Origin of the sequence: Haloprofundus halophilus (genome assembly GCF_003439925.1) — an archaeon.
Classification (GTDB): domain Archaea; phylum Halobacteriota; class Halobacteria; order Halobacteriales; family Haloferacaceae; genus Haloprofundus; species Haloprofundus halophilus.
Map to the genome: position 1 here is coordinate 146,223 of NZ_QQRR01000001.1, position 21,698 is coordinate 167,920.

Sequence of the window (21,698 nt, forward strand, 5' to 3'; positions counted from 1 at the left end):
TACCCCTACCCCGCCGTTTGTTTCTGCAATCCTTAAGCCGAACCAGCGGCACAGTCCGACTATGACCGACGACGCACCCGACGAGTCAGCGGCGGAGCGAGAAGCCGAGGAGCACACCGAGCAGTCGGTTACGGACGCGTCGGCGGCGGACGCCGAGGCGACCGAGAACGGCGCGAACGACCCGAGCGGTGAGCGCGTCGAGAGCGACGAAAACGCGGCGGGTTCGGTCGAAGCCGAACCGACGGCCGACGATGCCGACCCCGCCGCGCGCGCGGCGGAGTACGACGACGAACTCGCCGCCGACGTGGCCGCGTTGCAGTCGCGGGTCGAGGAACTCGAAACCGAACTCGCGGAGAAGGACGAGCGCGTCGAGGAACTGGAGTCGGGCCTGCGCCGCACGCAGGCGGACTTCAAGAACTACAAGAAGCGCGCGAAGAAGAAACAGGACGACATCCGCGACCGGGCGACCGAGGACCTCGTCGCCCGTCTCGTCGGCGTCCGCGACAACCTCCTGCGCGCGCTCGACCAGGAAGAGGGTGCCGACATCCGTCCCGGCGTCGAGTCGACGCTCAAGGAGTTCGACCGCGTCCTCGACGACGAGAACGTCGAACCCATCGAACCCGACGCCGGCGAACCCGTCGACCCGCAGCGCCACGAGGTGATGATGCGCGTCGACAGCGACCACCCCGAGGGCACCGTCGCCGACGTCTACCAACCGGGTTACGAGATGGCCGAGAAGGTCATCCGTGCGGCGCAGGTGACGGTGAGCAAAGGCGACGAGTGATCTCTCACGGGCGGCCGTGCGGGTCGTTCGCTCGGAAAGCGCGTCGATAAAAATCCGCCGACCTCGTCCGACGCGGCGAGACGAAATCGCACGAGGGGAGCGAGGTGTTTTCCTCGCGGTCGCCGTTTAGTCTAGTAACCTTTAACCGGCGCAAACCGGTAGTTGTCGGCAAATGGCGAGTAACAAGATTCTCGGTATCGACCTCGGTACCACGAACAGCGCGTTCGCGGTGATGGAAGGTGGCGACCCCGAAATCATCGTCAACGCCGAGGGCGACCGCACGACTCCCTCCGTCGTCGCGTTCACCGACGACGAGCGACTCGTCGGCAAACCGGCGAAGAACCAGGCGATTCAGAACCCCGACCGGACGTTCCGCTCCATCAAGCGCCACATGGGCGAGGAGGAGTTCACGGTCGACGTCGACGGCGAGGAGTACACGCCCGAGCAGATCTCGGCGATGATCCTCCAGAAGATCAAGCGCGACGCCGAGGAGTATCTCGGCGACGACGTGGAGAAGGCGGTCATCACGGTCCCCGCGTACTTCAACGACCGACAGCGCCAGGCGACGAAAGACGCCGGCGAGATCGCCGGCTTCGAAGTCGAGCGCATCATCAACGAACCGACGGCGGCGTCGATGGCGTACGGTCTCGACGACGACTCCGACCAGACGGTTCTCGTTTACGACCTCGGCGGCGGCACCTTCGACGTCTCTATCCTCGACCTCGGCGGGGGCGTCTACGAGGTCGTCGCCACCAACGGTGACAACGACCTCGGCGGCGACGACTGGGACGAGGCCATCATCGACTACCTCGCCCAGGAGTTCGAGAACGACCACGGCATCGACCTCCGCGAGGACCGACAGGCGCTGCAGCGCCTGAAGGACGCCGCGGAGGAGGCGAAGATCGAGCTCTCCTCGCGCAAGGAGACCGACATCAACCTCCCGTTCGTCACGGCGACGGATTCGGGTCCCGTCCACCTCGAACAGTCGCTCACCCGCGCGAAGTTCGAGAGCCTCACCTCCGACCTCATCGACCGGACGGTCGAACCCACCGAGCAGGCGCTCTCGGACGCCGGCTACTCGAAATCCGACATCGACGAGGTCATCCTCGTCGGCGGGTCGACCCGGATGCCGCAGGTTCAGGAGAAAGTGAGCGACCTCGTCGGCCAGGAACCGAAGAAGAACGTCAACCCCGACGAGGCCGTCGCGCTCGGCGCGGCCATTCAGGGCGGCGTCCTCGGCGGCGAAGTCGACGACATCGTCCTGCTCGACGTGACGCCGCTCAGCCTCGGTATCGAGGTCAAAGGAGGTCTCTTCGAGCGCCTCATCGAGAAGAACACCACGATTCCGACCGAGGAGTCGAAAATCTTCACCACGGCGGCGGACAACCAGACCTCCGTCCAGGTCCGCGTCTTCCAAGGTGAGCGCGAGATGGCGCAGAACAACGAGTTGCTCGGCGAGTTCCAGCTCACGGGCATCCCGCCCGCACCCGCCGGAACGCCGCAGATCGAGGTGACGTTCAACATCGACGAGAACGGCATCGTCAACGTCGAAGCCGAGGACAAAGGCTCCGGCAACAAGGAGGACATCACCATCGAGGGCGGCGCGGGGCTCTCCGACGAAGAGGTCGAGCGGATGCAGGAGGAAGCCGAACAGCACGCCGAGGAGGACAAGCAGCGCCGCGAGCGCATCGAGGCTCGCAACGAGGCCGAGGGCGCGGTCCAGCGCGCCGAGAAACTGCTCGACGAGAACGAGGAGAACATCGACGACGACCTCTACGCGGATATCGAGTCGGCAATCGAGGACGTCGAGGCGACGCTCGAAGACGAGGACGCCTCCACCGAGGAACTCGAAGACGCGACCGAGGACCTCTCGCAGGAACTGCAGGAGATCGGCAAGCAGATGTACCAGCAGCAGGCCCAGGCCGGACCGGGTGGCGCAGGCGGGGCCGCGGGCGGCCCCGGCGGCGCGGGTCCCGGCGGTATGGGCGACATGGGCGGCGACGAGTCGGACGACGGCGACGAGTACGTCGACGCCGACTTCGAGGACGTAGACGAGGACAACTCGTAGAGTCGTCTCATCCGCCAACCAGAAATCATAGATTTCTGGTGACGTAGACGAAGAGGGCGAGAAGTAACGACAGCAACACAGCACTCGCGCGCTGAACGACGCCGTCTCGTTCCGCGCCGAGCCATTCCGTTCAAGTAGTTCCCCCGAATAACCAGAGACAACTGATGAGCGAGGACTTCTACGACGTACTCGGGGTGTCGCGCGACGCCGACGAGGACGAGATAAAACAGGCGTACCGGAAGAAGGCCGCGGAGTACCATCCGGACGTGAGCGACGACCCAGACGCCGACGAGAAGTTCAAGAAGGTCAAGAAGGCCAAGGAGGTGCTCACCAACGACGAGAAGCGCCGGATGTACGACCAGGTGGGCCACGACCGCTTCGAGGAGGCCCAGAAACGCGGCGGCGTCGGCGGCGGGGGCGGTGGCTTCGGCGGCGGCAACCCCTTCGGCGGCGGGGGCGGCGGCGGCTTCGAAGACATCTTCAACCAGTTCTTCGGCGGCGGCGCGGGCGGCAACGGCCGCGGCCAGCAGAACCGCCCGCGGCAGGGCCGCAACCTCCGCACGAACGTGACGCTCGACCTCGAAGACGTGTACGAGGGGGTCACGAAGCAGGTGACCATCACCCGACCCGAGCGCTGTTCGGACTGCGACGGCGAGGGCCACCCTGCCGACGCCGAGGCGCAAACCTGCCCCGAGTGCAACGGCCAAGGGCAGGTCACGCAGGTGTCGCAGACGCCGTTCGGTCGCGTCCAGCAGACGACCACGTGTCGGCGCTGCGGCGGCGAGGGCGAGCTGTACGACGAGACCTGCGCCACGTGCGGCGGTGACGGCACCGTTCGCGAGGAGGCGACGCTCACCGTCGACGTGCCCGCCGGAATCCAGAACGGCCAAACGCTCCGGATGGAGCGCGAGGGTGCGCCCGGCGAGAATCGCGGCCCGAACGGCGACCTGCTCATCGATGTGCAGATTCGCCCGCACGACGACTTCGAGCGCGACGGCGACGACCTGCACTATCAGCACCCCATCTCGTTCCCGCAGGCGGTGTTCGGGTCGACCGTCGAGGTTCCGACGCTCGGCGGCAGCGTCGAGATGGATATCCCGGAGGGAACCCAGAGCGGCGAGACGTTCAGACTGAAGGGAAAGGGGATGCCCCGACTCCGCCGTCGCGGTGAGGGCGACCTCTACGTGCAGGTGCAGATCGTGACGCCCGAGCAGATGAACAAAGAGCAGCGCGAGGCGCTGGAAGCGTTCGCCGAGGCCGGCGGCGAGGAGGTCGACGTGAAGGAAGGCTTCTTCGAGAAGATCAAGAACTCCTTCTAGACCGACCTTTTGCGCTGCGGGGTGGCTTCGCCACCCCTCGGCAAAAGTTCTCTTCGCGGTTCCACCGCGAAGGCTTAGCAGACGCGAAGCGTCTGCTCTCGGACCAAAAGCACCGTCAGAGCGGAGCTCTGACGAGCCCTCGTTCACTTCGTTCACGAGGACACCCGTCGCTCACTTCGAGACGGCAACGCCGTCTCTCCGTTCGCTCCTCGGCCCGCTCGCTCCCTCCGGAAGAGCCTCGCTCTTCCGTGCACCCGTTCGCTCCCTCCAGTCGCTCACGGGAATTCCGGTCGCTCGCGGTACAGAACAGTCGTCTCGACCCCCCCGCGACCAACTTACTTGGAATTCGCCACCGAACCCTCCGTGTGCCCTACTCGAAGGTCAACTACCGCGACGTCGAACCGAAAGCCGACGGCATGCACTTCCTGCGCGACGCGCTCGACGCCGACAACCTCGGCGTGACGGTGCTCGACTGCGAGGCGGGCTGGTCAGGAATGGAACACGACCACGGCGAGGAAGACCACGAGGAGATCTATCTTCTCGTCCACGGCGCGGCGACGGTCACCGTCGACGGCGTCGACGTATCGCTCGAACCCGGCGACGCCGTTCGGATTCCGCCGGATGCGACGCGGCAGATCAACGTCGGCGACGAGGACAGCACGCTCGTACTCGCGGGCGCACCGTAGCTACGTTCCCGACGCGGTGAGTGTCACCGTCGAGTGACGGTGCCAGAGGATACGTTACTCGGTACCGTCTCACGCGATATGAGTGACACCGACGCCGACCGAATCCCGGTCACCGTGGTCAGCGGCTACCTCGGCGCGGGGAAGACGACGCTCGTCAACCACGTCCTGCAGAACCGACGCGGCATGGAAGTCGCCGTCGTCGTCAACGACATGGGCGAGGTGAACGTCGACGCCGAACTGCTCGCCGACGCCGCGGACAGTGGTGACGGCGACAGCGACGAGGGCGTTCTCGACCTCTCGAACGGCTGTATCTGCTGCGAGTTACAGGGCGACCTGCTCGAACAAACGGCTGAACTGGCCGAGACGCGGTCGTTCGACTACCTGTTGGTCGAGTCCTCCGGAATCAGCGAACCGCTGCCCGTCGCGCGGTCGTTCGTCGAAGGCTCGCCCGAGAGCGACGTCGACCCGACCGACCACTACCGACTCGACACCACCGTCTCGGTCGTCGACGCCTACGGGTTCTGGAAGGAGTTCGACCCGACGACGCGCAAGGAGTCGGCGTCGGTGGACCGCCCGCTCGCCGACGTGTTCGTCGACCAGATCGAGTTCTGTGACGTGCTGCTGTTGAACAAGTGCGACATGGTGCCCGACGACGAACTCGACCGCATCGAGTCGGTGGTTCGTGAACTGCAACCTCGGGCGGACCTCACCCGAACGACCTACTCGGAGGTCGACCCCGAGCGCATCCTCGGTACCGGTCGGTTCGACGTGGGAGAAGCCCGGAAGAACGTCGGCTGGAAACGGCGACTCGCCGAACACGAGCGAGGTGAGGAGACGGAGAGCCACCACGACGAAGGCAGTCACGAGCACGACGAAGGCAATCACGAGCACGACCATGGCGGTCACGAGCACGACCACGGCGGACTGACCGCCGCCGAAGCCCACGGCGTCTCGTCGTTCGTCTACGCGGACGAGACGGCGTTTCATCCGCAGCGGTTCGCGGCGTGGCTCCGAGACTGGGACGGGAGTATCGTCCGCGCGAAGGGGTTTTTCCTCCTCGCGGGCCGCGAGGAGTCGGTGATGGGGCTGAGTCAGGCGGGGCCGTCGGTGCAGGCGGGTCCCATCGGCGACTGGGACGACGCGGACACCCCGCGGACGCGACTCGTCTTCATCGGGAGCGAGATGGACGAGACGAGACTCCGAACGGAGCTCGACGACTGTCTCGTCGACGAGCGCGAACGCGCCGAACCCGCAGCGCGCGACGACCCGTTCCCGCTAGCGACGACCGTCGACGAGTGAGGTGGCAGACCCGCCGCTCACGCGAACTCCTCGCGGAGTTCGTCCCACGACTCGTCGAAACCGTAGTTCGCGTTTGCCGCCTTCCGCTTCCCGATAGCGTCCTGGTAGACGGTGTCGTACTGAAGGAGCTCCGTCCATCCCTCCATCGCGTAGTTACAGTACTGGCACATTGTCACGATAGATACGATGCGTTCACGTTTATATCTACCATCTGTGACGCTTCCGAGACGACGCAATAAGAAAATTGATAAGTGGGTGTGAGCGAGGGGCGTGTGACCAACTGTGATAACCGGACGTTGCGACCACTGTGACTGGTCGATGATAACGACATCGTACTCGGAGATGGTGCGAGCGTATCAGACGCACCTCCGAGAGAACCACCACCAGACGTGGCTTCGCACCTGAAAAAAACCGAGGTAGTGTCCGTCGACTACGGCTCCAGTAGCACCTTGGTGACGCCCTCCTCGCGGCTGTCGAAGCGCTCGTACATCTCGGGCGCTTCGTCGAGGCCGACGCGATGCGAGACGACGAACGTCGGGTCGGCGCGACCCTCGATGATCATGTCCCGGAGCTGTCGGTTGTAGCGCTTGACGTTGCACTGTCCAGTGCCGAGCGCGATACCCTTCTCGAACAGTTTTCCGAAGTCGATACCGAGTCGACCCTGCGCGGCCATCTCGTCGGGCGCACCCGGGTCGGAGGGGACGTAGAGTCCCGGAATACCGAGCTTCCCGGTCGCGCGGACGGTCTGGATGAGCTGGTTGAGGACGACTGCCGGGTTCTCCCGCGCCGGGTCGTACGCGTCGTCGCTGACGTCCGTCTCGGGGTCGATAGCCTGGTAGCCGACCGCGTCGACGCCTTTGTCGACACCTTCGCCGTGGGCGTCTTTGATCTGCTCGACCGGGTCGGACTCCTCGAAGTTGATGGGCATCGCGTCGCAGTGCTGCTCGGCGAGTTCGAGGCGACTGTCGACGCGGTCGACGACGTAGATCTCGGAGGCACCCTGAATCTTCGCGCTGTACGCCGCCATCAGCCCGACCGGACCCGCCCCGTAGACGGCGATGGACTCGCCCGGCTGGAGGTCCGCGAGTCGGGTTCCGTGCCATCCCGTCGGGAAGATGTCCGCGAGGAGCGCGAACGCGTCCTCGTGTTCGTCACCCTCCGGCAGTTTCAGCGCGTTGAAGTCGGCGTACGGTACCCGAAGCTTCTCGGCCTGTCCGCCCTTGTACGGACCCATCGCGACGTAGCCGTACGCGCCACCGGCGAATCCGGGGTTGACGTTCGTACAGAACCCCGTGTAGCCGTTCTCACAGTTCTGACAGAAACCGCAGGCGACGTTGAACGGCATGACGACGCGGTCTCCCTCCTCCAACGTGTCGACACCCTCGCCGACTTGCTCGACGATGCCCATGTTCTCGTGCCCGAAAACGATGCCCGGGTCCGCCGACGTTCGCCCCTCGTACATGTGGAGGTCCGACCCACAGATGGCCGACGTCGTGATGTCGACGATGACATCGTTCGGGTGTTCGAGTTCCGGTTCGTCCACTTCCTCGACGGCGACCTCGTTCGGTCCTTTGTAAACCACTGCGTTCATTGACATTCGTTAGAACCTCACGTGGTAACCCATCAGACACCATCATATATCTAATTCAAGACAATTTGAGTTACGGCCGAGATGGTAGCATCTTCCGCAGGTGAGTTGTTATCGTTTCGGTACACAATCAGTAATTCGGAACGATATCCTCGGTGCCGACGGCTCGGTGTGTTTTTCTACGGACTCGCCGTATCGCGGTCGTGAACGTTCTGGGAGAGATTGTCGCGCGCGACCGGCGGTCCGACCGCTCGGCGGTCCACGTTCCGGCGGCCGACCGAACGATGAGTTACCACGACTTCTGTACGACGGCGTGGAAAGCCGGGAACGTCTTTCGACATCTCGGCCTCGCGAGCGGCCGAGGCGTCGAAGTCGAACCCGCGGAGTCGCCGGAGTCACTGCTCGCATTTTTCGGCGCGGCGTTGCTCGGGTCGCCCGTCCGATTCGAGGTCCGCGGCGACGCCGGGACGCGCCTCGTCGTCACCACCGCCGACCGGGAGACGGGGTTCGACCCCGCACCAGGCACGAAACTCGTCGTCTACGGCGGCCGCCCGACCCGTCCGGAGACGACTCACTGGGAGACGGAGGTCTGGAGCGAGAACCCGGCGATACCGCCGTACGACGTGACTCCCTCCACACCGGCGCTCGCCGCCGACGAGACGTACGCGCACGAGGAACTGCTGGAGTTCGCCGAGGGCGTCGTCGACGAGTACGCTCTGACCGACGCCTCCCGCGTCGTCGTCCGGAGTTCGCTGTCGCACCCCGGCGCCGTCGTCGCGGGCGTCGTTGCGCCGCTTCTCACCGGTGCGACGGTCGTTCTCGCCGACGCCGACGCGGGGAAGTCCGGAGAGGTTGCCGTGAGTCCGACGGACGACGCGCCGGAACCCATCGTCGTCGACCCGACGGCCGTCCTCGCTCGGTAGCGCTCTCCTCGCTCTCGGGTCGCAACCGACTGCGTGAACTGCCGGACACCCAAACGCTACGTTCTTCGGGCGAAACCACCCGTCATGACCGACGTAGCCGACCGAAAACGCCGGGCCGTCGAAGCCATCGACGCGCACGCCGACGACATCGTCACCTTCGCCGAAGACGTCGAAGCGGAACCGGAACTCGGGTTCAAAGAGACCGAGACGACCAGAAAGGTCGTCGCCGAACTGGAGGGGATGGGGCTCGATGTCGAGGAGAACATCGCCGTCACCGGAGCGAAGGCGCGGCTGGGAACCGACGCAACCGGCGGACCGGACGATGCGGACGAGTTCGTCGTCGCCGTCCTCGGCGAACTCGACGCGCTCGTCAACCCCGCACACCCGAAAGCCAACCCCGAGACGGGGGCGTGTCACGCCTGCGGCCACCACGCCCAACTGGCGAACCTCGTCGGCGCGGCGTACGGCCTCACCGCCGCGGGCGTCGTCGACGACCTGGAGGGTGCTATCGACTTCGTCGCCGTCCCCGCCGAAGAGTATCTCGACCTGGGTTACCGCCGGACGCTGGTCGAGAACGGTGAGGTGGAGTTCCTCGGCGGCAAGCAGGAACTCATCCGCCGCGGTCACCTCGACGATGTCGACTGCGCGATGATGATACACGCCGGGAGCGACACCCCCGAGCGCGTCGTCACGAGCGACTTCTCCTCGAACGGCTTCGTCGGCAAGTTCGTCACCTACGAAGGGAAGGAGTCGCACGCGGGCGCCGCCCCCGAGGAGGGCGTCAACGCGCTCAACGCGGCGATGCTCGGGATGAACGCCGTCCACGCCAACCGCGAGACGTTCGCCGACGACGACCACGTCCGCGTCCACCCCATCGTCACGAACGGCGGCGACGGCGTCAACGTCGTCCCCAGCGACGTGCGGATGGAGTCGTACGTCCGCGCGAGCACCGTCGATGCCGTCGAGGACGCCAACGGGAAGACTAATCGTGCACTGAAATCCGGCGCGATGGCCGTCGGCGCGGATGTCGAAATCGAGGACTACCCGGGTTACATGCCGCTGCGGACCGACGAGACGATGGTCTCGACGTACGACGCGAACGTCTCCGAACTCCTGGGCGAGGACGCGCTGACGCCGGGCAAACCCCACCTCACCGGGTCGACGGACATGGGCGACGTGACGCAGATTATCCCCGGCATCCACCCCTACGTCGGCGGGTTCTCGGGGGCGGTCCACGCCCGCGACTTCGAGGTCGTCGACGCGGAGATGGCGTACGTGATTCCGGCGAAGCTGACGGCGATGCTGGCCATCGACCTCCTGGCCGACCCCGAGAAGCAGGCCGCGATTCGGGCGGCGAAAGCCGAAAAGCGGTCCGTCGAGGAGTATCTGGATATCGTACGCGGAATGCGCGAGACGGTCGTCGGCGAGTACAGCGGGTGAACTCAGTCGGCGAAGTCGTCGGCGTCCAGCGGCCGGGCCTCGTTCCGGTACCAGCCGTGAACGTCGCGCGCCCACGTCAGCACGGCCTCGTCGTCGGTGTCGACCGAGGCCTGTAAGAGGCCGTCGTCGTCGCGCAGAAAGAGGTGGACCACGTCGTCGGCGACGGTGAGCGCGACGGGTACGTCGTCGTCGACGACGCGGAGTTCCGCGCCGGGCAGGTCGACCAACTCCCGAAGGCGTTCGCGGAGCGCGGAGTCGTCGGCGATGGCGTCGATGGCGCTCGCCGAGAAGACCCCCTCGAACGTCTGCCCCTCGTCGGCGACGCGTCGTCGAACCACGTCCATACTCTGTTCGTTGAACGCGTACGAGACTATCTCGACGCGTTCGGCGTCGCGCAGCAGCTCCAGCACGCGCTGGACCGGGGCGTTCGGACGCGTCTGCGTCGGTGTCGTGATTGTCGCGTCTCGGAGCCGTCTGAGGTCGAACGTCATCGCCTCGGTGGGGAGCCAGTTGGCGACCTGACGGAGTTTCTGTTCGGTCTCGACGATTTCGCGGAGGTTCGAGAATCCGTCCGCGACTAACCGTCCGGTCGGCGTCGCCGCGTACTCTCGGCCCGTCGCCTCGACCCAGTTTCGCTCCTCGAAGTCCCGGAGAATGCGGCCGAGCGTCGGCTGTGACGCGCCAGTTCGCTCCTGGAGATCACGGCGCGTGTGGGGTGTTTCGGCCACCGCGTTCAACACCTCGACCCGGTTCACCGAGAGCGCGAGAAACTCGATATCTTCGAGCGCCGATTCCATGGGACTACGTTCGACCGACTCCCACAAGTGGCTTTCGCACTGTGAATATATTTCACTATATGAAAGGCCGGCGAACGCCACCCGAATTTCTTGCTGTGAAAAATTTACTGAATATATGTATAACCCTCGCGCCCCTCTGTACAGTCGATGACGATTCGCTTCACTTCGCCGGTCGGTCGGGCCGCCGAACTCGCGGCGTCGATGGAGGTGTCCCCGTAGTGGTCACCAAACGCTCGCTCGTCTTCTTCGCGCTCGCCAGCGTCTTCTTCGGGGGCGTGTTCGTCGCCGCCAAAGCCGGACTCTCGTACTTCCCGCCGCTTCTGTTCGTCGCGCTCCGCTTCGACGTCGCGGCGGCGGTACTCCTCGGCTACGTGGCGCTCACGACGGCCCGCGAGGACCTCCTCCCTTCGACGCGCGGCGATGTCGCGGGCATTCTCGCCACCGGCGTGCTCGCCATCGGCCTCGCCAACGGTCTCCTGTTCGTCGGCCAGCAGCACGTCTCCAGCGCCGTCGGCTCTATCATCTTCAGCCTCTCGCCCATCTTCACGCCGCTTCTCGCGGCGTTTCTGCTCTCCGACGAGCGACTCTCGCGCCGCGGCGGCGTCGGCGTGCTCGTCGGACTCGTCGGCGTGGCGCTCGTCGTCGGCGTCGACCCGCAAAACCTGCTCGGCGGCGGCGTCGTCGGCAAGGCCGTCGTCCTCGGCGGTGCGGCGAGCGCGGCGCTCGGCGGGGTGCTCATCCGCCGCGCCGACGGCACGCTGTCGAGCACCGTCCGAACCGCGTGGGCGCTCCCCGTGAGCGCGCTGATGGTCCACGGCATGAGCCTCGGCGCGGGCGAATCGCTCTCGGCCGTCTCGTGGACGCCCGCCGCCTTCGTCGCGCTCGTCTACGTCAGCGTGTTCGCGGGCGCTGTCGCCTACATCGCCTACTTCGACCTGCTCGACGACGTGGGCGCGATTCGCGCGAGCCTCGTCTTCTACGTCAGCCCCGTCGTCGCGACGCTCGGCGGGTGGGCGTTGTTGGGTGAGGCCATCTCGCTGTCGACCGTCGCGGGCTTCGGCGTCATCTTCGCCGGGTTCGTGATTCTCGGCTCCGAGGAGCTCGAAGGTCGGCTGCCGGAACTCGCGGCCCGATTATCGACCGGCGAACCGTCGACGGTGCTGACCGACGGCGGCCGCGACGCGGAGAGTCGGACGGGTTGCGACGCGGACTGAGCGACGATTTCGAGCGTCCGTCGAGGACTCCGGGGTAGTTATCTTCTGATGACAAATTTCTTTTACTGACGGCTGAAACGCGCGAGCGAATGGTCTCCAGAAGCACGAAGACGACGCTCCTCCTCATCTTCGGAATCGGGTTGCTGTTGAACCCCGTATACCTGTATCCGAACAACCTCGACGGCACCGGAACCGTCGTCACCTACGAGGTCGAACCGGTAGAGAACGAGACGGTCGCGGAATCGCTCGTCTACATCTCCGAGCAGACGCTCACGTGCGGAACCGAACGAGCCTGCGCGCTCGAACGTGAGGTGGCCGAACGGGGTTCGCTCGAATACAACCACACCGTCCAAGAGAGATTCCCGGGGTGGAACCCGTTCAGTCTGAGCTACCCTAGATACACCCTCGTCGCAATCGACGGCCAGTTCTACGCGCCGGAGGTCAGAGAGGACGGCGAGCGGACGATTCTGACCCACCGCGAACTCTCGACGATGGAGGCGCTCGACCACATCGCGGTTCCGAGTGACAGGACCTCGCCGGAAGTCCGTCGGGCCGTGGAAACCGGCTCGGTCACGGTCGTCGACCACCGAATTCCCGAGTTCGAGCGCCGCGACCCCATCGCCCACGACGGCGAGGTGTACGCCGTGACGGGGCGGAGCTACAGTTCGGGCCCGCCCGAGAAAGTCCTCGTCTGGCGGGCGTTGTTCGTTCTGGTCGGCGTCGGGTGCGTCGCGGTCGCGTGGGATCTTCGCGGACGGGAGTAGAATCTCTCACTCCGAGCGTCGAGACCACATAGAACGGCGACTCCTACTGGAGACACGCCACTCCACGGCTCTTCTTCAGCACTCCGTCCGAGGAGACACCGAACGAGAGTCGCCACTCCCGACACTGGTCCGTCCTCGTGAGCGACTCCCGTTTGGCGACCGTCTCTCCGTCGAGTGCCACCGTGACACTGTAACTACCCGGCTCTCGGAGCGGAACCTGCTCACTGCTCCCGGCCTCCAAGACGTGGTTTTCTTCGTGAATCACTTCGCCGTACCGTTTGACGACGACGGAGAGTTCGTGCGTCGACGAATCCGAGTTTTCGAGAACGACGCTCCCCACGTCTCTGCTCCGTTCGGTGGTGGGTTCCGACGACAGCGTCGACGACGCGTTCGTCGGCTCGTCTGTACTTTCGTCTCCGGCCGCGTCCGTCCAACTGGTGCAGCCACTCAAACCGAGTGTGAGTGTGGTAGCAGTAATCTGAACCACACGACGACGTGTCAGCGGAGGGCTCATAGACGATTTCGACGACCGAGGGCGAGAGAATAAGCATTCCGTGGTCGCTCGGCGTTTCGAGCGTCCGTCGACTTCCTCACACCCTCACTTCGCGGCCTTCACCTTCTCCAGCGCCTGTGGATTCTCGATACTGCTCATGTCGCCGAGGTCCTCGCCCTCGTACACCGACGCGATAGCTCTTCGAATGATTTTGCCGCTCTGGGTCTTCGGGAACTCATCGACGAACAGCACCTCGCGCGGGCGGAACGGCTTGCCCAACTCTTCGCCGACGACTTCTCTGAGTTCCGCGCGCAGGTCGTCGCTGGCGTCGACGCCGTCTTCGAGGACGACGTAGGCGACGACGGCCGTGCCTTTGGTGTCGTCGGAGACGCCGACGGCGGCGGCCTGGTTCACCGCGTCGTGGTCGATGAGCGCGCCCTCGACCTCGGCGGGGCCGACTTTCCGACCGGCGACGTTGAGCACGTCGTCGGCGCGGCCGTGGAGGAACCAGAAGCCGTCCTCGTCCTTCTGCGCCCAGTCGCCGTGGTTCCACATGTCGTCGAAGCGCGACCAGTACTCGTTCAGATAGCGCTCGTCACCGTCCCAGAGGCTCTTGGTCGTCGACGGGCAGGAGTCGCGCGCGACGAGGTAGCCCCGCTCGTTGGTGTCAGCGATGCTCTCGCCCGTCGCGTCGACGATGTCGACGTTCATGCCGAGGCCGGGGCCGCCCAGCGTGCAGGGTTTCAGCGACTGGATGGGCATCGGCATGAGGAAACAGCCGCAAATCTCGGTCCCGCCGGAGATGTTCACGATAGGCGCTTCGCCGCCGCCGACGTTCTCGTAGAACCACATCCACGACTCGGGGTCCCACGGTTCGCCGGTCGACCCCAACAGTCGAAGCGAGGAGAGGTCGTAGCCGTCGAGCCAGTCGTCACCGTGCTTTCGAAGCGCGCGAATCGCGGTCGGCGAGATGCCGAACACCGAGAGCTTGTGCCGGTCGATCATCGACCAGAAGCGGTCGGGTTCGGGGTGGTCCGGCGCGCCCTCGTACATGAAGACGGTGCCGCCGAAGGCGTGGTTGCCGATGAGCGTCCACGGCCCCATCATCCAGCCGATGTCCGACACCCAGAAGAAGCGGTCCGACGGCTTGTGGTCGAAGCCGAAGTAGATCTCCTTGGCCGTCTGCATCAGCACGCCCGCGTGGGTGTGGACGATGCCTTTCGGCTTTCCCGTCGTCCCCGACGAGTACAGCAGCATCGACTCCTGCTCGCTCGGCAGTTCCTTCGTCTCGTACTCGTCGTCGGCCTCTTCTACTGTCTCGTGCCACCACTCGTCGCGCTCCTCGTGCCACTCTATCTCCGAACCGAGTCGCTCGTAGACGACGGTGTGTTCGACGTGGCCGGCCTGCTCGATGGCCTCGTCCGCGGCGTCTTTCAGCGTCACTTCGCTCCCGCGGCGGTAGAAGCCGTCGCCCGTGAAGAGCACCGAGCACTCGCTGTCTTCGATTCGCGTCGCCGTCGCGTCGACGCCGAACCCCGAGAAGATGGGCACGGCGACGGCTCCGACCTTGAAACAGCCGTAGAGAATCGAGATGACTTCGGGCACCATCGGCATGTACAGCCCCACGGTGTCGCCCGTCTCGATGCCGCGCGCTTCGAGAACGTTGGCGACGCGGTTGGCCTGCCGGTGGAGTTCGTGGTAGGTTATCTCGCGGACGTCGCCGGGTTCGCCCTCCCAGATGCAGGCGACCTTGTTTCGAGTCTCGGAGTCGACGGCGGCGTGTCTGTCGAGCGTGTTGTGCGCGACGTTGATGGTGCCGCCGGGGTACCAGCGGGAGAACTGCGGGCCGTCGCTGTCGTCGCGGACGGAGTCGTAGTCGTGGTAGAAGTCGATGCCCAGATAGTCGGGCAGGAGGTCCCAGAACCAGTCGACGCCCGAATCCGGTTCGCCCTCGACGTCGCCGCAGGTACGGGCGACGAGCTCCTCGTAGTCGTCGATTCCGTGCTCCTGCATGAACGCGTAGACGTTGGTCGACTCGACGAACTCCCGGGTCGGTTCGTGGACCACCTCGTCGGTGTCTGGGTGCGTGTTCATCGCACCCATCTTCTGCTGCCGCCGTCAAGTAGCTTGCTCACTATCGTCTGTGAACGATCGAGACCGACGACTGGCCCGCGAGAGCGCTCGACGGGATGCGTTCCGTCGACGACCGCACGGTCGGTCCCGACGCCTCGTCGCTCCCCGCGATTCGCCAAATGTAAAAACCACGACACTCATCTGATAGTCGGCGGAAGCTGTCAGAATGGCCACTCCCGTAGTCTCTTCGGACTGTAACGAACCCCGAAGATACGGATTCACCGATACATCTCACCAATCTGTTAAGTGCTGTCCCGTGGGATACACCCTCGGTGGAGACAGATGTCCGACGAACCAACAACACGTGAACGAAACGTCACGACGGACCGAGACCGAATCCGAGAGTGGGCCGACGAGCGCGAGTACGCACCCGTCTACGAGGAGCAAGACACGGGTGGGATGAACTACCGGTTCGTCCGCGAGAGCGAGATAGACGACACCCACGACCGCCGCGACTGGGACGAGTTCTTCGAGACGTTCGATTCGGAGAACGTCGCGTTCGCCTACACCGAAGGCGAGACGGAAGGCGACGCCGAACCGTGGGAGTTCGTCACCCACTCCGACGTCGCAGAGCGCGCGGCGCTCGACAACGAGGAGGTCGAGAGCGCGCTGATGGAGGGCGAGACGGTGACCACCGAGGTCACGGAGACGAAAGTCGTCGAACGGACCATCGTCGAGCGCGACACTATCGAGAGCGACGTCGTCGACACCGAGACCATCGGCGAGACCACGGTCGACCGCGAACTCGTCAGTCGAGAGCTCGTCGAAGCGTCGTTCGTCGACGAAGAGAGCATCGAGGCGACTATCGAGGAACTGTGGTCGAACACCAACGAGATTCTCGAACGGATGATCGTCCACAGTCGCGTCGTCGACACCGAACTCGAGGAGACCGACACCGTCGAGAGCGACACGATGGAGGCGGATATCGACATCCGAGGCGTCCAAGAGACCATCGTCGAGAGCGACATCGTCGAGAGCGACGCCGTCGGGAGCGAGGTCGTCGAGGCGGGCATCGTCGAGAGCCAGGTCATCGAAGGTGACATCGTCGAGAGCGAACTGTTCCAGCGGACCATCGTCGAAGAGGAGGTCGAGGAGCGCAAACGCGGTATCTACACCCTCTCGGAGACGGAGCTACTCGATACGAACGTCGTCGCGAGCCACGTGGTCGAGCGCGAAATCGTCGACCGCGAGTACGAGGGGATGGAGGCGGTCGAGACCCACGAGACGGCGACGACCGCCGACGCCGAGATGGCTGCGACCGCCGAAGGAACGGAAACCGACCAACCCGAGCGAGGCGAGGGAACCGCCGCACCGACGGGAACCGAGGGGACGGCGGCCGCCGAGGAGAACCGCTCTGAAGCGGTCGAACAGACCGACACTACCGGTACCGAGGAGGCAGAGCCGTTCGGCAGCGACGCGACCGAGACGGAGGACAGCAACGAACCGTTCACGAGCGACGCGACCGAGTCGTCCGACGCGACCGAGGAACAGCGACACGAGGGCGCACAGGCCGAAAGCGACCCGAGAACCGAAGCGGACACCGAGACGCACCTCGACGAGAACGACCAGGGGAAAGACATCGTCGACGAGAGCGGCCGGGAAGTCGGCATCGTCGCCAAAGTCGAAGGCGACGTCATCCACGTCGACCCCTCGCCCAGTCTCACCGACCGGTTGAAAGCCGAACTCGACTGGGGCGACGTCGACGACGACACGTACACCCTCTCGGGCTCCGACGTTCGGGAGGTCACCAACTCCCGTGTCGTCGTCCGGGATATGTGAAACTCGGCGCCACCGCCGCGGGCGCTGACGGCTGCGTAAATTCTTTTGCCCGCTCGGAGACTACTGGGTGACATGTACGTTCGAGACGCCAAGAACCGAGACGAGGTCTGGTTGCTCGATCACATCGAGGCGATGGACCTCGACGACGTCGCGTTTCGCTCGCGCGACTACGTCATCGCCGTCGACGAGGCGTCGAACACCCGGGCGGGATTCGGTCGGACCCGGATCCACAAACACGACGAGGGCGAGTTCTGCGAGCTCACCGGTATCGGCGTCTTGACGGAGTGGCGCGGCCAGGGCGTCGGCGCACACGTCGTCGAACGACTCGTGAAAACCGCCGGCGACGAGGGGTTCGAGCGAGTGTACTGCTTCACGAACGAGCCGAACTACCTCGTCCAGTTCGGTTTCGCCCCGGTCGAGTCGGAGTCGCTTCCCGCGACGGTCCGGGAGCGGCTCGAAGCCAAGCGCGGAGACGTGATGCCCGACGCCGTGGCGCTTCTGCTTCCCGTCGACGCGTTCGAGATGCCCGACGAGGCGCGCGAGGCGTTCAAGCGCGCCGCACCGAAGGCGGAGCAGGCGTCGGAACCCGAAGAGCGCGCCGAGGACTTCGGCATCGACCCGGAGTCGGCGACGTACAAGTACGACACCGGCCGATAGGCGGGCGGAGAACCGGCCTACGTCCGGTCGTCGAGGAAGTCGGTGCTGAAGACGATCCACGCGAGCACCGAACAGAAGAGAATGGGCGGGAGGATGGCGAACGCCCACAGCGGTTCGATGCCCCAGAACAGCAGCAGCACCACGTCGAAGAGTCCCAGAGCGAGAAACGGTGCGACGGCGAGGGCGGCCCGTCTCCGGTTTCGCCCGCTCTCCTCCGCTAGCGGTGTGTTCTCCTTCGGTGTCGGCGTCGACTCCGGTGAGTCGGAGTCGCTCGTCGAGGCGGCCATACCGAAACTCCGTGGCCGATCCTGAAAAGAGCCGCGCTCCGTTCGACGCTTCGACTACACTCGGTCGCGTTCTTCCACCCGAGAGACGAACTCCACGGCGCCGAACAGCGCACCGAGCGCTACCGTCGCCAGAACCGCGCCGTAGAGCGCCATCGGTATCGGACTCACTGGCAGCGTCGCGACGCCGAGAAGGTCGATAGACGCGCCCGCACTGTTCTCGCCGACGAACAGGCCGATGAGCGCCGCGACGAGCACGACGACGCCACCGACGCCGAGGAGGATGCGTCGACCGCGGCCGGATTCCTTCACGTCGAGTTCGTTCACGGTCGAACTCTGTGGCGTCGGCTATAGACTCTTTCTCACTGCGGCCGAGACGACACCGAGTCCGGTGCCGGAATCCACCGATCCGTGGCGGAGCGATTATACCCGCCGCGTGCGATGACGAAACCCCATGGTCGACGAACTCGTCGAGAAGGCGCGCGCGGTGCTCTCGAACGCTCACGTTCCGTACTCCGAGTACCGCGTCGGTGCCGCGCTCCGAACCGCCGACGGTACGGTGTTCGTCGGGTGCAACATCGAGAACGCCAACTACAGCAACAGCCTCCACGCCGAGGAGGTCGCCATCGCCGAGGCGGTGAAGAACGGCTACCGCGAGTTCGACCGCATCGCCGTCTCCTCGGGCGTCCGCGACGGCGTCACACCCTGTGGCATGTGCCGACAGACGCTCTCCGAGTTCTGTGACGACGGGCTCGTCGTCGTCTGCGACGAGGGCGGCGAGCGGGCCACCGAGTACACCCTCGGTCAACTGCTGCCGAACACCATCTCCGAGGGGACGCTCTCGGACGCCGAACGCTCGGACGAGAGCTAACGCGTCGTCGTTCATTTTTCCCCGCGGAGTCCCGTATAAATCGAATGATTTATACTGTTAACGGGTAACAAGCGACACGCCCGCGTAGCGATATCATACTATCGTCTGTCATCCCACCAGCGCGCGTCGCCGACGCCGTCCACGGTCGTCGGTGAGCCGTCGCGGGCGTTTCCGTCCACCGAGCGACCGCGTCGTCGGACGCGCTCGTCGGGTCCCGCGCACCACCGGTTTATTTGTCGCATCGTCCCCGAGAGCGGATATGACCGACACCGACGCCAGCGAGGACCCCAACGACGAGGTCCAGTACCACATCGAAGTCGCCGAGGGCGACGTCGCCGACGCCGTGTTGCTCCCCGGGAATCCCGAGCGCGTGGACAAGATAACCGCGCTGTGGGACGACTACGAGGAGGTCGCGTACCACCGCGAGTACCGCACGGCGACGGGCACGTACGACGACGCGCCCATCTCGGTCACGTCGACCGGTATCGGCAGTCCCTCGGCCGCCATCGCCGTCGAGGAGCTCGCGCGCGTCGGCGTCGAGACGTACATCCGCGTCGGCTCCTGCGGCGCGATTCAACCGGAGATGGAGGTCGGCGACCTCGTCATCACCTCCGGGGCGGTGCGACAGGAGGGAACCAGCGCCGAGTACGTCCGCGAGGACTACCCGGCAGTCGCCGACCACGAGGTCGTCTCCGCGCTCGTCGCCGCCGCGGAGCGACTCGGCTACGACTACCACGTCGGCCTGACGATGAGCGCCGACAGCTTCTACGCCGGACAGGGTCGGCCGGGTCTCGACGGCTTTCGCGCGGCGGGCAGCGAGTCGCTCGTCGAGGAACTGCGGGAGGCGAACGTGAAGAACATCGAGATGGAGGCCAGCGCGCTGTTGACCATCGCCAACGTCTACGGCCTCCGCGCGGGTGCGGTCTGCTCGGTGTACGCCAACCGCATCACCGGCGAGTTCCGAACCGAGGGCGAGTCGCGGGCGGCGGAGACGGCGAGTCTCGCCGTTTCGCTTCTCGCGCGGATGGACGAAGTCAAACGCGAGGCGGGCGTCGACCAGTGGCACGCCGGCCTCTCGCTGTAAACCGGCGCACCCGCCTCGTTTCCCCCGAACGGTCCCGTCACGGAATCGGGACGCACCCCAAAATTCGTTCGCTCTCGCGCGCGACGAGGCCGTTCTCGTTCCAAAGCCCCTTTATCGTATGACTCCGCAAATAGACGCATGACTCAGAAGGTCGTCGTTCTCGGTGCCGGGTACGCCGGTGCCGGCGCGGTGAAAGCGTTCGAAGACGAGATCGAAGACGGCGAAGCCGAACTCACGTGGGTCTCGGAGCGAGACTACCACCTCGTGCTCCACGAGGTCCACCGGGTCATCCGCGACCCGAGCGTCGAGTCGAAAGTCGCCGTCCCCATCGACGACGTGAAATCGCCGGAGACGGACTTCGTGAAAGGTCACGTCGAGAACGTCGACGTCGACGAACGCGTCGTCGAACTGAGCGACGACCGGACCGTCGAGTACGACTACCTGCTCGTCGCCCTCGGCAGCGACACCGCCTTCTACGGCATCGAGGGTCTCGAAGAGTTCTCGCTGACGCTCAAGAGCCTCGACGACGCCCGCGAGATTCACGAGGAGATCAAGGCGGCCTCCGAAGACGCCTCGCGCAGCGAACCCGCGCAGGTCGTCGTCGGCGGTGCGGGCCTCTCGGGCATCCAGGCGGCGGGCGAAATCGCGGAGTTCCGCGACAAGCACCGCGCGCCCATCGAAATCGAGATCGTCGAGGGGCTCGACGAGGTGTTCCCCGGTAACGACCCCGAACTGCAGGGCGCGCTCCGCAAGCGTCTCGACATCCAGGACATCGACGTCATGACCGGCGAGTTCATCTCGAAAGTCGACGAGGAAGCCATCTACGTCGGCGACGACACCGAACTCGACTACGACGTGTTCATCTGGACCGGCGGCATCACCGGCCAGAAGGAGGTTGCGGAGGCGAAACTCGACAAGGACGAGCGTTCGAACCGCATCTTCGCGGGCTCTGACTTCTCGACGAGCGACGAGCGCGTCTTCGCCATCGGCGACTCGGCACTCGTCGACCAGGGCAACGACAACGTCGCCCCGCCGACCGCGCAGGCGGCGTGGCAGGCGGCGGAGGTCGTCGGCGAGAACCTCGCCCGCACGATTCGCGGTCAGCCGCTGAAGACGTGGACCCACAGGGACAAGGGGACGCTCGTCTCCGTCGGCGACATGGCCGTCGCCCACGGCGTCCAGGGCGTGCCCGTCCAGACTTTCGGCGGTCCGGGCGCGAAGTTCCTCAAGAAGGCGGTCGCGACGCGCTGGATCGCCGACATCTCGTCGCCCAAGCGCGCGTTCACCGCCTGGGACGACATGTAAGAGACGGCCGCCTCGCGCGGCCCGTCCGGTCTCTCTCACTTTCTCTCTCTCTCTCTCTCTCGCTTTTCACCTCCCGACGACGCTCGCGTGCGACCGAGCGGCTACGCGAGTCGACGCTGAACGCTCGCCTCGAACGCTGTGGCCGCGGAACGCTCACCTCGAACGCTGTGGCTCCGTCGAGCGGGTCAGAGAACGAAATCCGCAAAAACG

General features: G+C 65.3%; 21 protein-coding genes. 14 read left to right on the plus strand and 7 right to left on the minus strand.

Annotation, left to right across the window (positions count from 1 at the left end):
* Positions 1 to 61: 61 nt before the first annotated feature.
* The 5 genes from grpE (at position 62) to DV709_RS00755 (ending at position 6,156) form a co-directional block, all read left to right on the plus strand.
* Positions 62 to 784, plus strand: coding sequence for a nucleotide exchange factor GrpE (grpE, locus tag DV709_RS00735; protein ID WP_117591072.1), 723 nt, complete (start codon positions 62 to 64; stop codon positions 782 to 784).
* 172 nt (positions 785 to 956) lie between these two features.
* Positions 957 to 2,852 (plus strand): molecular chaperone DnaK, encoded by a 1,896-nt coding sequence (gene dnaK, locus DV709_RS00740; protein ID WP_117591073.1) that lies wholly within the window; start codon positions 957 to 959, stop codon positions 2,850 to 2,852.
* Between the two features lie 164 nt (positions 2,853 to 3,016).
* Positions 3,017 to 4,171: a molecular chaperone DnaJ gene (dnaJ, locus tag DV709_RS00745; protein ID WP_117591074.1), complete on the plus strand. Its 1,155-nt coding sequence runs from the start codon at positions 3,017 to 3,019 to the stop codon at positions 4,169 to 4,171.
* A 416-nt stretch (positions 4,172 to 4,587) separates the two neighbouring features.
* On the plus strand, positions 4,588 to 4,857 hold the full coding sequence (locus DV709_RS00750) for a cupin domain-containing protein (protein WP_198665677.1): 270 nt from the start codon (positions 4,588 to 4,590) through the stop codon (positions 4,855 to 4,857).
* Between the two features lie 78 nt (positions 4,858 to 4,935).
* Positions 4,936 to 6,156 carry a CobW family GTP-binding protein gene (locus DV709_RS00755; protein ID WP_117591076.1) on the plus strand — a complete coding sequence of 407 codons (1,221 nt, stop codon included), beginning with the start codon at positions 4,936 to 4,938 and terminating at the stop codon, positions 6,154 to 6,156.
* Between the two features lie 17 nt (positions 6,157 to 6,173).
* Here the strand turns inward: DV709_RS00755 and DV709_RS17890 are convergent, their stop codons facing one another.
* The gene (locus DV709_RS17890; protein WP_168191268.1) at positions 6,174 to 6,326 is read right to left on the minus strand and encodes a hypothetical protein; all 153 of its coding nucleotides are present in this window, start codon (positions 6,324 to 6,326) and stop codon (positions 6,174 to 6,176) included.
* Positions 6,327 to 6,586: 260 nt separating this feature from the next.
* Positions 6,587 to 7,747, minus strand: coding sequence for a glutathione-independent formaldehyde dehydrogenase (locus DV709_RS00760; protein WP_117591077.1), 1,161 nt, complete (start codon positions 7,745 to 7,747; stop codon positions 6,587 to 6,589).
* Positions 7,748 to 7,947: 200 nt separating this feature from the next.
* Here DV709_RS00760 and DV709_RS00765 point away from each other — a divergent pair, with 200 nt between their 5' ends.
* A complete protein-coding gene (locus DV709_RS00765) occupies positions 7,948 to 8,667 on the plus strand; it encodes an acetyl-CoA synthetase (RefSeq protein WP_117591078.1) in 720 nt (239 codons plus the stop codon).
* Between the two features lie 84 nt (positions 8,668 to 8,751).
* Entirely contained in the window at positions 8,752 to 10,107 is a 1,356-nt protein-coding gene (locus DV709_RS00770; protein ID WP_117591079.1) for an amidohydrolase, read from the plus strand.
* 2 nt (positions 10,108 to 10,109) lie between these two features.
* Here the strand turns inward: DV709_RS00770 and DV709_RS00775 are convergent, their stop codons facing one another.
* A complete protein-coding gene (locus DV709_RS00775; RefSeq protein ID WP_117591080.1) occupies positions 10,110 to 10,904 on the minus strand; it encodes a helix-turn-helix transcriptional regulator in 795 nt (264 codons plus the stop codon).
* Positions 10,905 to 11,122: 218 nt separating this feature from the next.
* Between DV709_RS00775 and DV709_RS00780 the strand changes: the two genes are divergently transcribed.
* Together DV709_RS00780 and DV709_RS00785 are read left to right on the plus strand one after the other, a co-directional pair.
* The gene (locus DV709_RS00780) at positions 11,123 to 12,118 is read left to right on the plus strand and encodes a DMT family transporter (protein ID WP_117591081.1); all 996 of its coding nucleotides are present in this window, start codon (positions 11,123 to 11,125) and stop codon (positions 12,116 to 12,118) included.
* A gap of 89 nt (positions 12,119 to 12,207) precedes the next feature.
* Positions 12,208 to 12,882: a hypothetical protein gene (locus DV709_RS00785; protein ID WP_117591082.1), complete on the plus strand. Its 675-nt coding sequence runs from the start codon at positions 12,208 to 12,210 to the stop codon at positions 12,880 to 12,882.
* A 43-nt stretch (positions 12,883 to 12,925) separates the two neighbouring features.
* On the opposite strand, the gene DV709_RS00790 is transcribed toward DV709_RS00785, so the two are convergent.
* Positions 12,926 to 13,222, minus strand: a complete 297-nt coding sequence (locus DV709_RS00790; RefSeq protein ID WP_157972615.1) for a hypothetical protein — start codon at positions 13,220 to 13,222, stop codon at positions 12,926 to 12,928.
* A 258-nt stretch (positions 13,223 to 13,480) separates the two neighbouring features.
* Positions 13,481 to 15,469 carry an AMP-binding protein gene (locus DV709_RS00795; protein ID WP_117591084.1) on the minus strand — a complete coding sequence of 663 codons (1,989 nt, stop codon included), beginning with the start codon at positions 15,467 to 15,469 and terminating at the stop codon, positions 13,481 to 13,483.
* Between the two features lie 321 nt (positions 15,470 to 15,790).
* On the opposite strand from DV709_RS00795, the gene DV709_RS18150 reads away from it, so the two are divergent.
* Both DV709_RS18150 and DV709_RS00805 read left to right on the plus strand, forming a co-directional pair.
* The gene (locus tag DV709_RS18150; RefSeq protein ID WP_117591085.1) at positions 15,791 to 17,287 is read left to right on the plus strand and encodes a hypothetical protein; all 1,497 of its coding nucleotides are present in this window, start codon (positions 15,791 to 15,793) and stop codon (positions 17,285 to 17,287) included.
* Positions 17,288 to 17,359: 72 nt separating this feature from the next.
* Positions 17,360 to 17,944 (plus strand): GNAT family N-acetyltransferase, encoded by a 585-nt coding sequence (locus tag DV709_RS00805; RefSeq protein WP_117591086.1) that lies wholly within the window; start codon positions 17,360 to 17,362, stop codon positions 17,942 to 17,944.
* Between the two features lie 17 nt (positions 17,945 to 17,961).
* On the opposite strand, the gene DV709_RS00810 is transcribed toward DV709_RS00805, so the two are convergent.
* Positions 17,962 to 18,231, minus strand: a complete 270-nt coding sequence (locus DV709_RS00810; RefSeq protein WP_117591087.1) for a hypothetical protein — start codon at positions 18,229 to 18,231, stop codon at positions 17,962 to 17,964.
* A 54-nt stretch (positions 18,232 to 18,285) separates the two neighbouring features.
* Positions 18,286 to 18,555: a DUF7520 family protein gene (locus tag DV709_RS00815; RefSeq protein ID WP_232819681.1), complete on the minus strand. Its 270-nt coding sequence runs from the start codon at positions 18,553 to 18,555 to the stop codon at positions 18,286 to 18,288.
* Between the two features lie 127 nt (positions 18,556 to 18,682).
* On the opposite strand from DV709_RS00815, the gene cdd reads away from it, so the two are divergent.
* The 3 genes from cdd (at position 18,683) to DV709_RS00830 (ending at position 21,488) form a co-directional block, all read left to right on the plus strand.
* On the plus strand, positions 18,683 to 19,099 hold the full coding sequence (gene cdd / locus DV709_RS00820) for a cytidine deaminase (RefSeq protein WP_117591088.1): 417 nt from the start codon (positions 18,683 to 18,685) through the stop codon (positions 19,097 to 19,099).
* A 259-nt stretch (positions 19,100 to 19,358) separates the two neighbouring features.
* Positions 19,359 to 20,183 carry a nucleoside phosphorylase gene (locus tag DV709_RS00825; RefSeq protein WP_117591089.1) on the plus strand — a complete coding sequence of 275 codons (825 nt, stop codon included), beginning with the start codon at positions 19,359 to 19,361 and terminating at the stop codon, positions 20,181 to 20,183.
* A gap of 138 nt (positions 20,184 to 20,321) precedes the next feature.
* A complete protein-coding gene (locus DV709_RS00830) occupies positions 20,322 to 21,488 on the plus strand; it encodes an NAD(P)/FAD-dependent oxidoreductase (protein ID WP_117591090.1) in 1,167 nt (388 codons plus the stop codon).
* Positions 21,489 to 21,698: the final 210 nt, after the last annotated feature.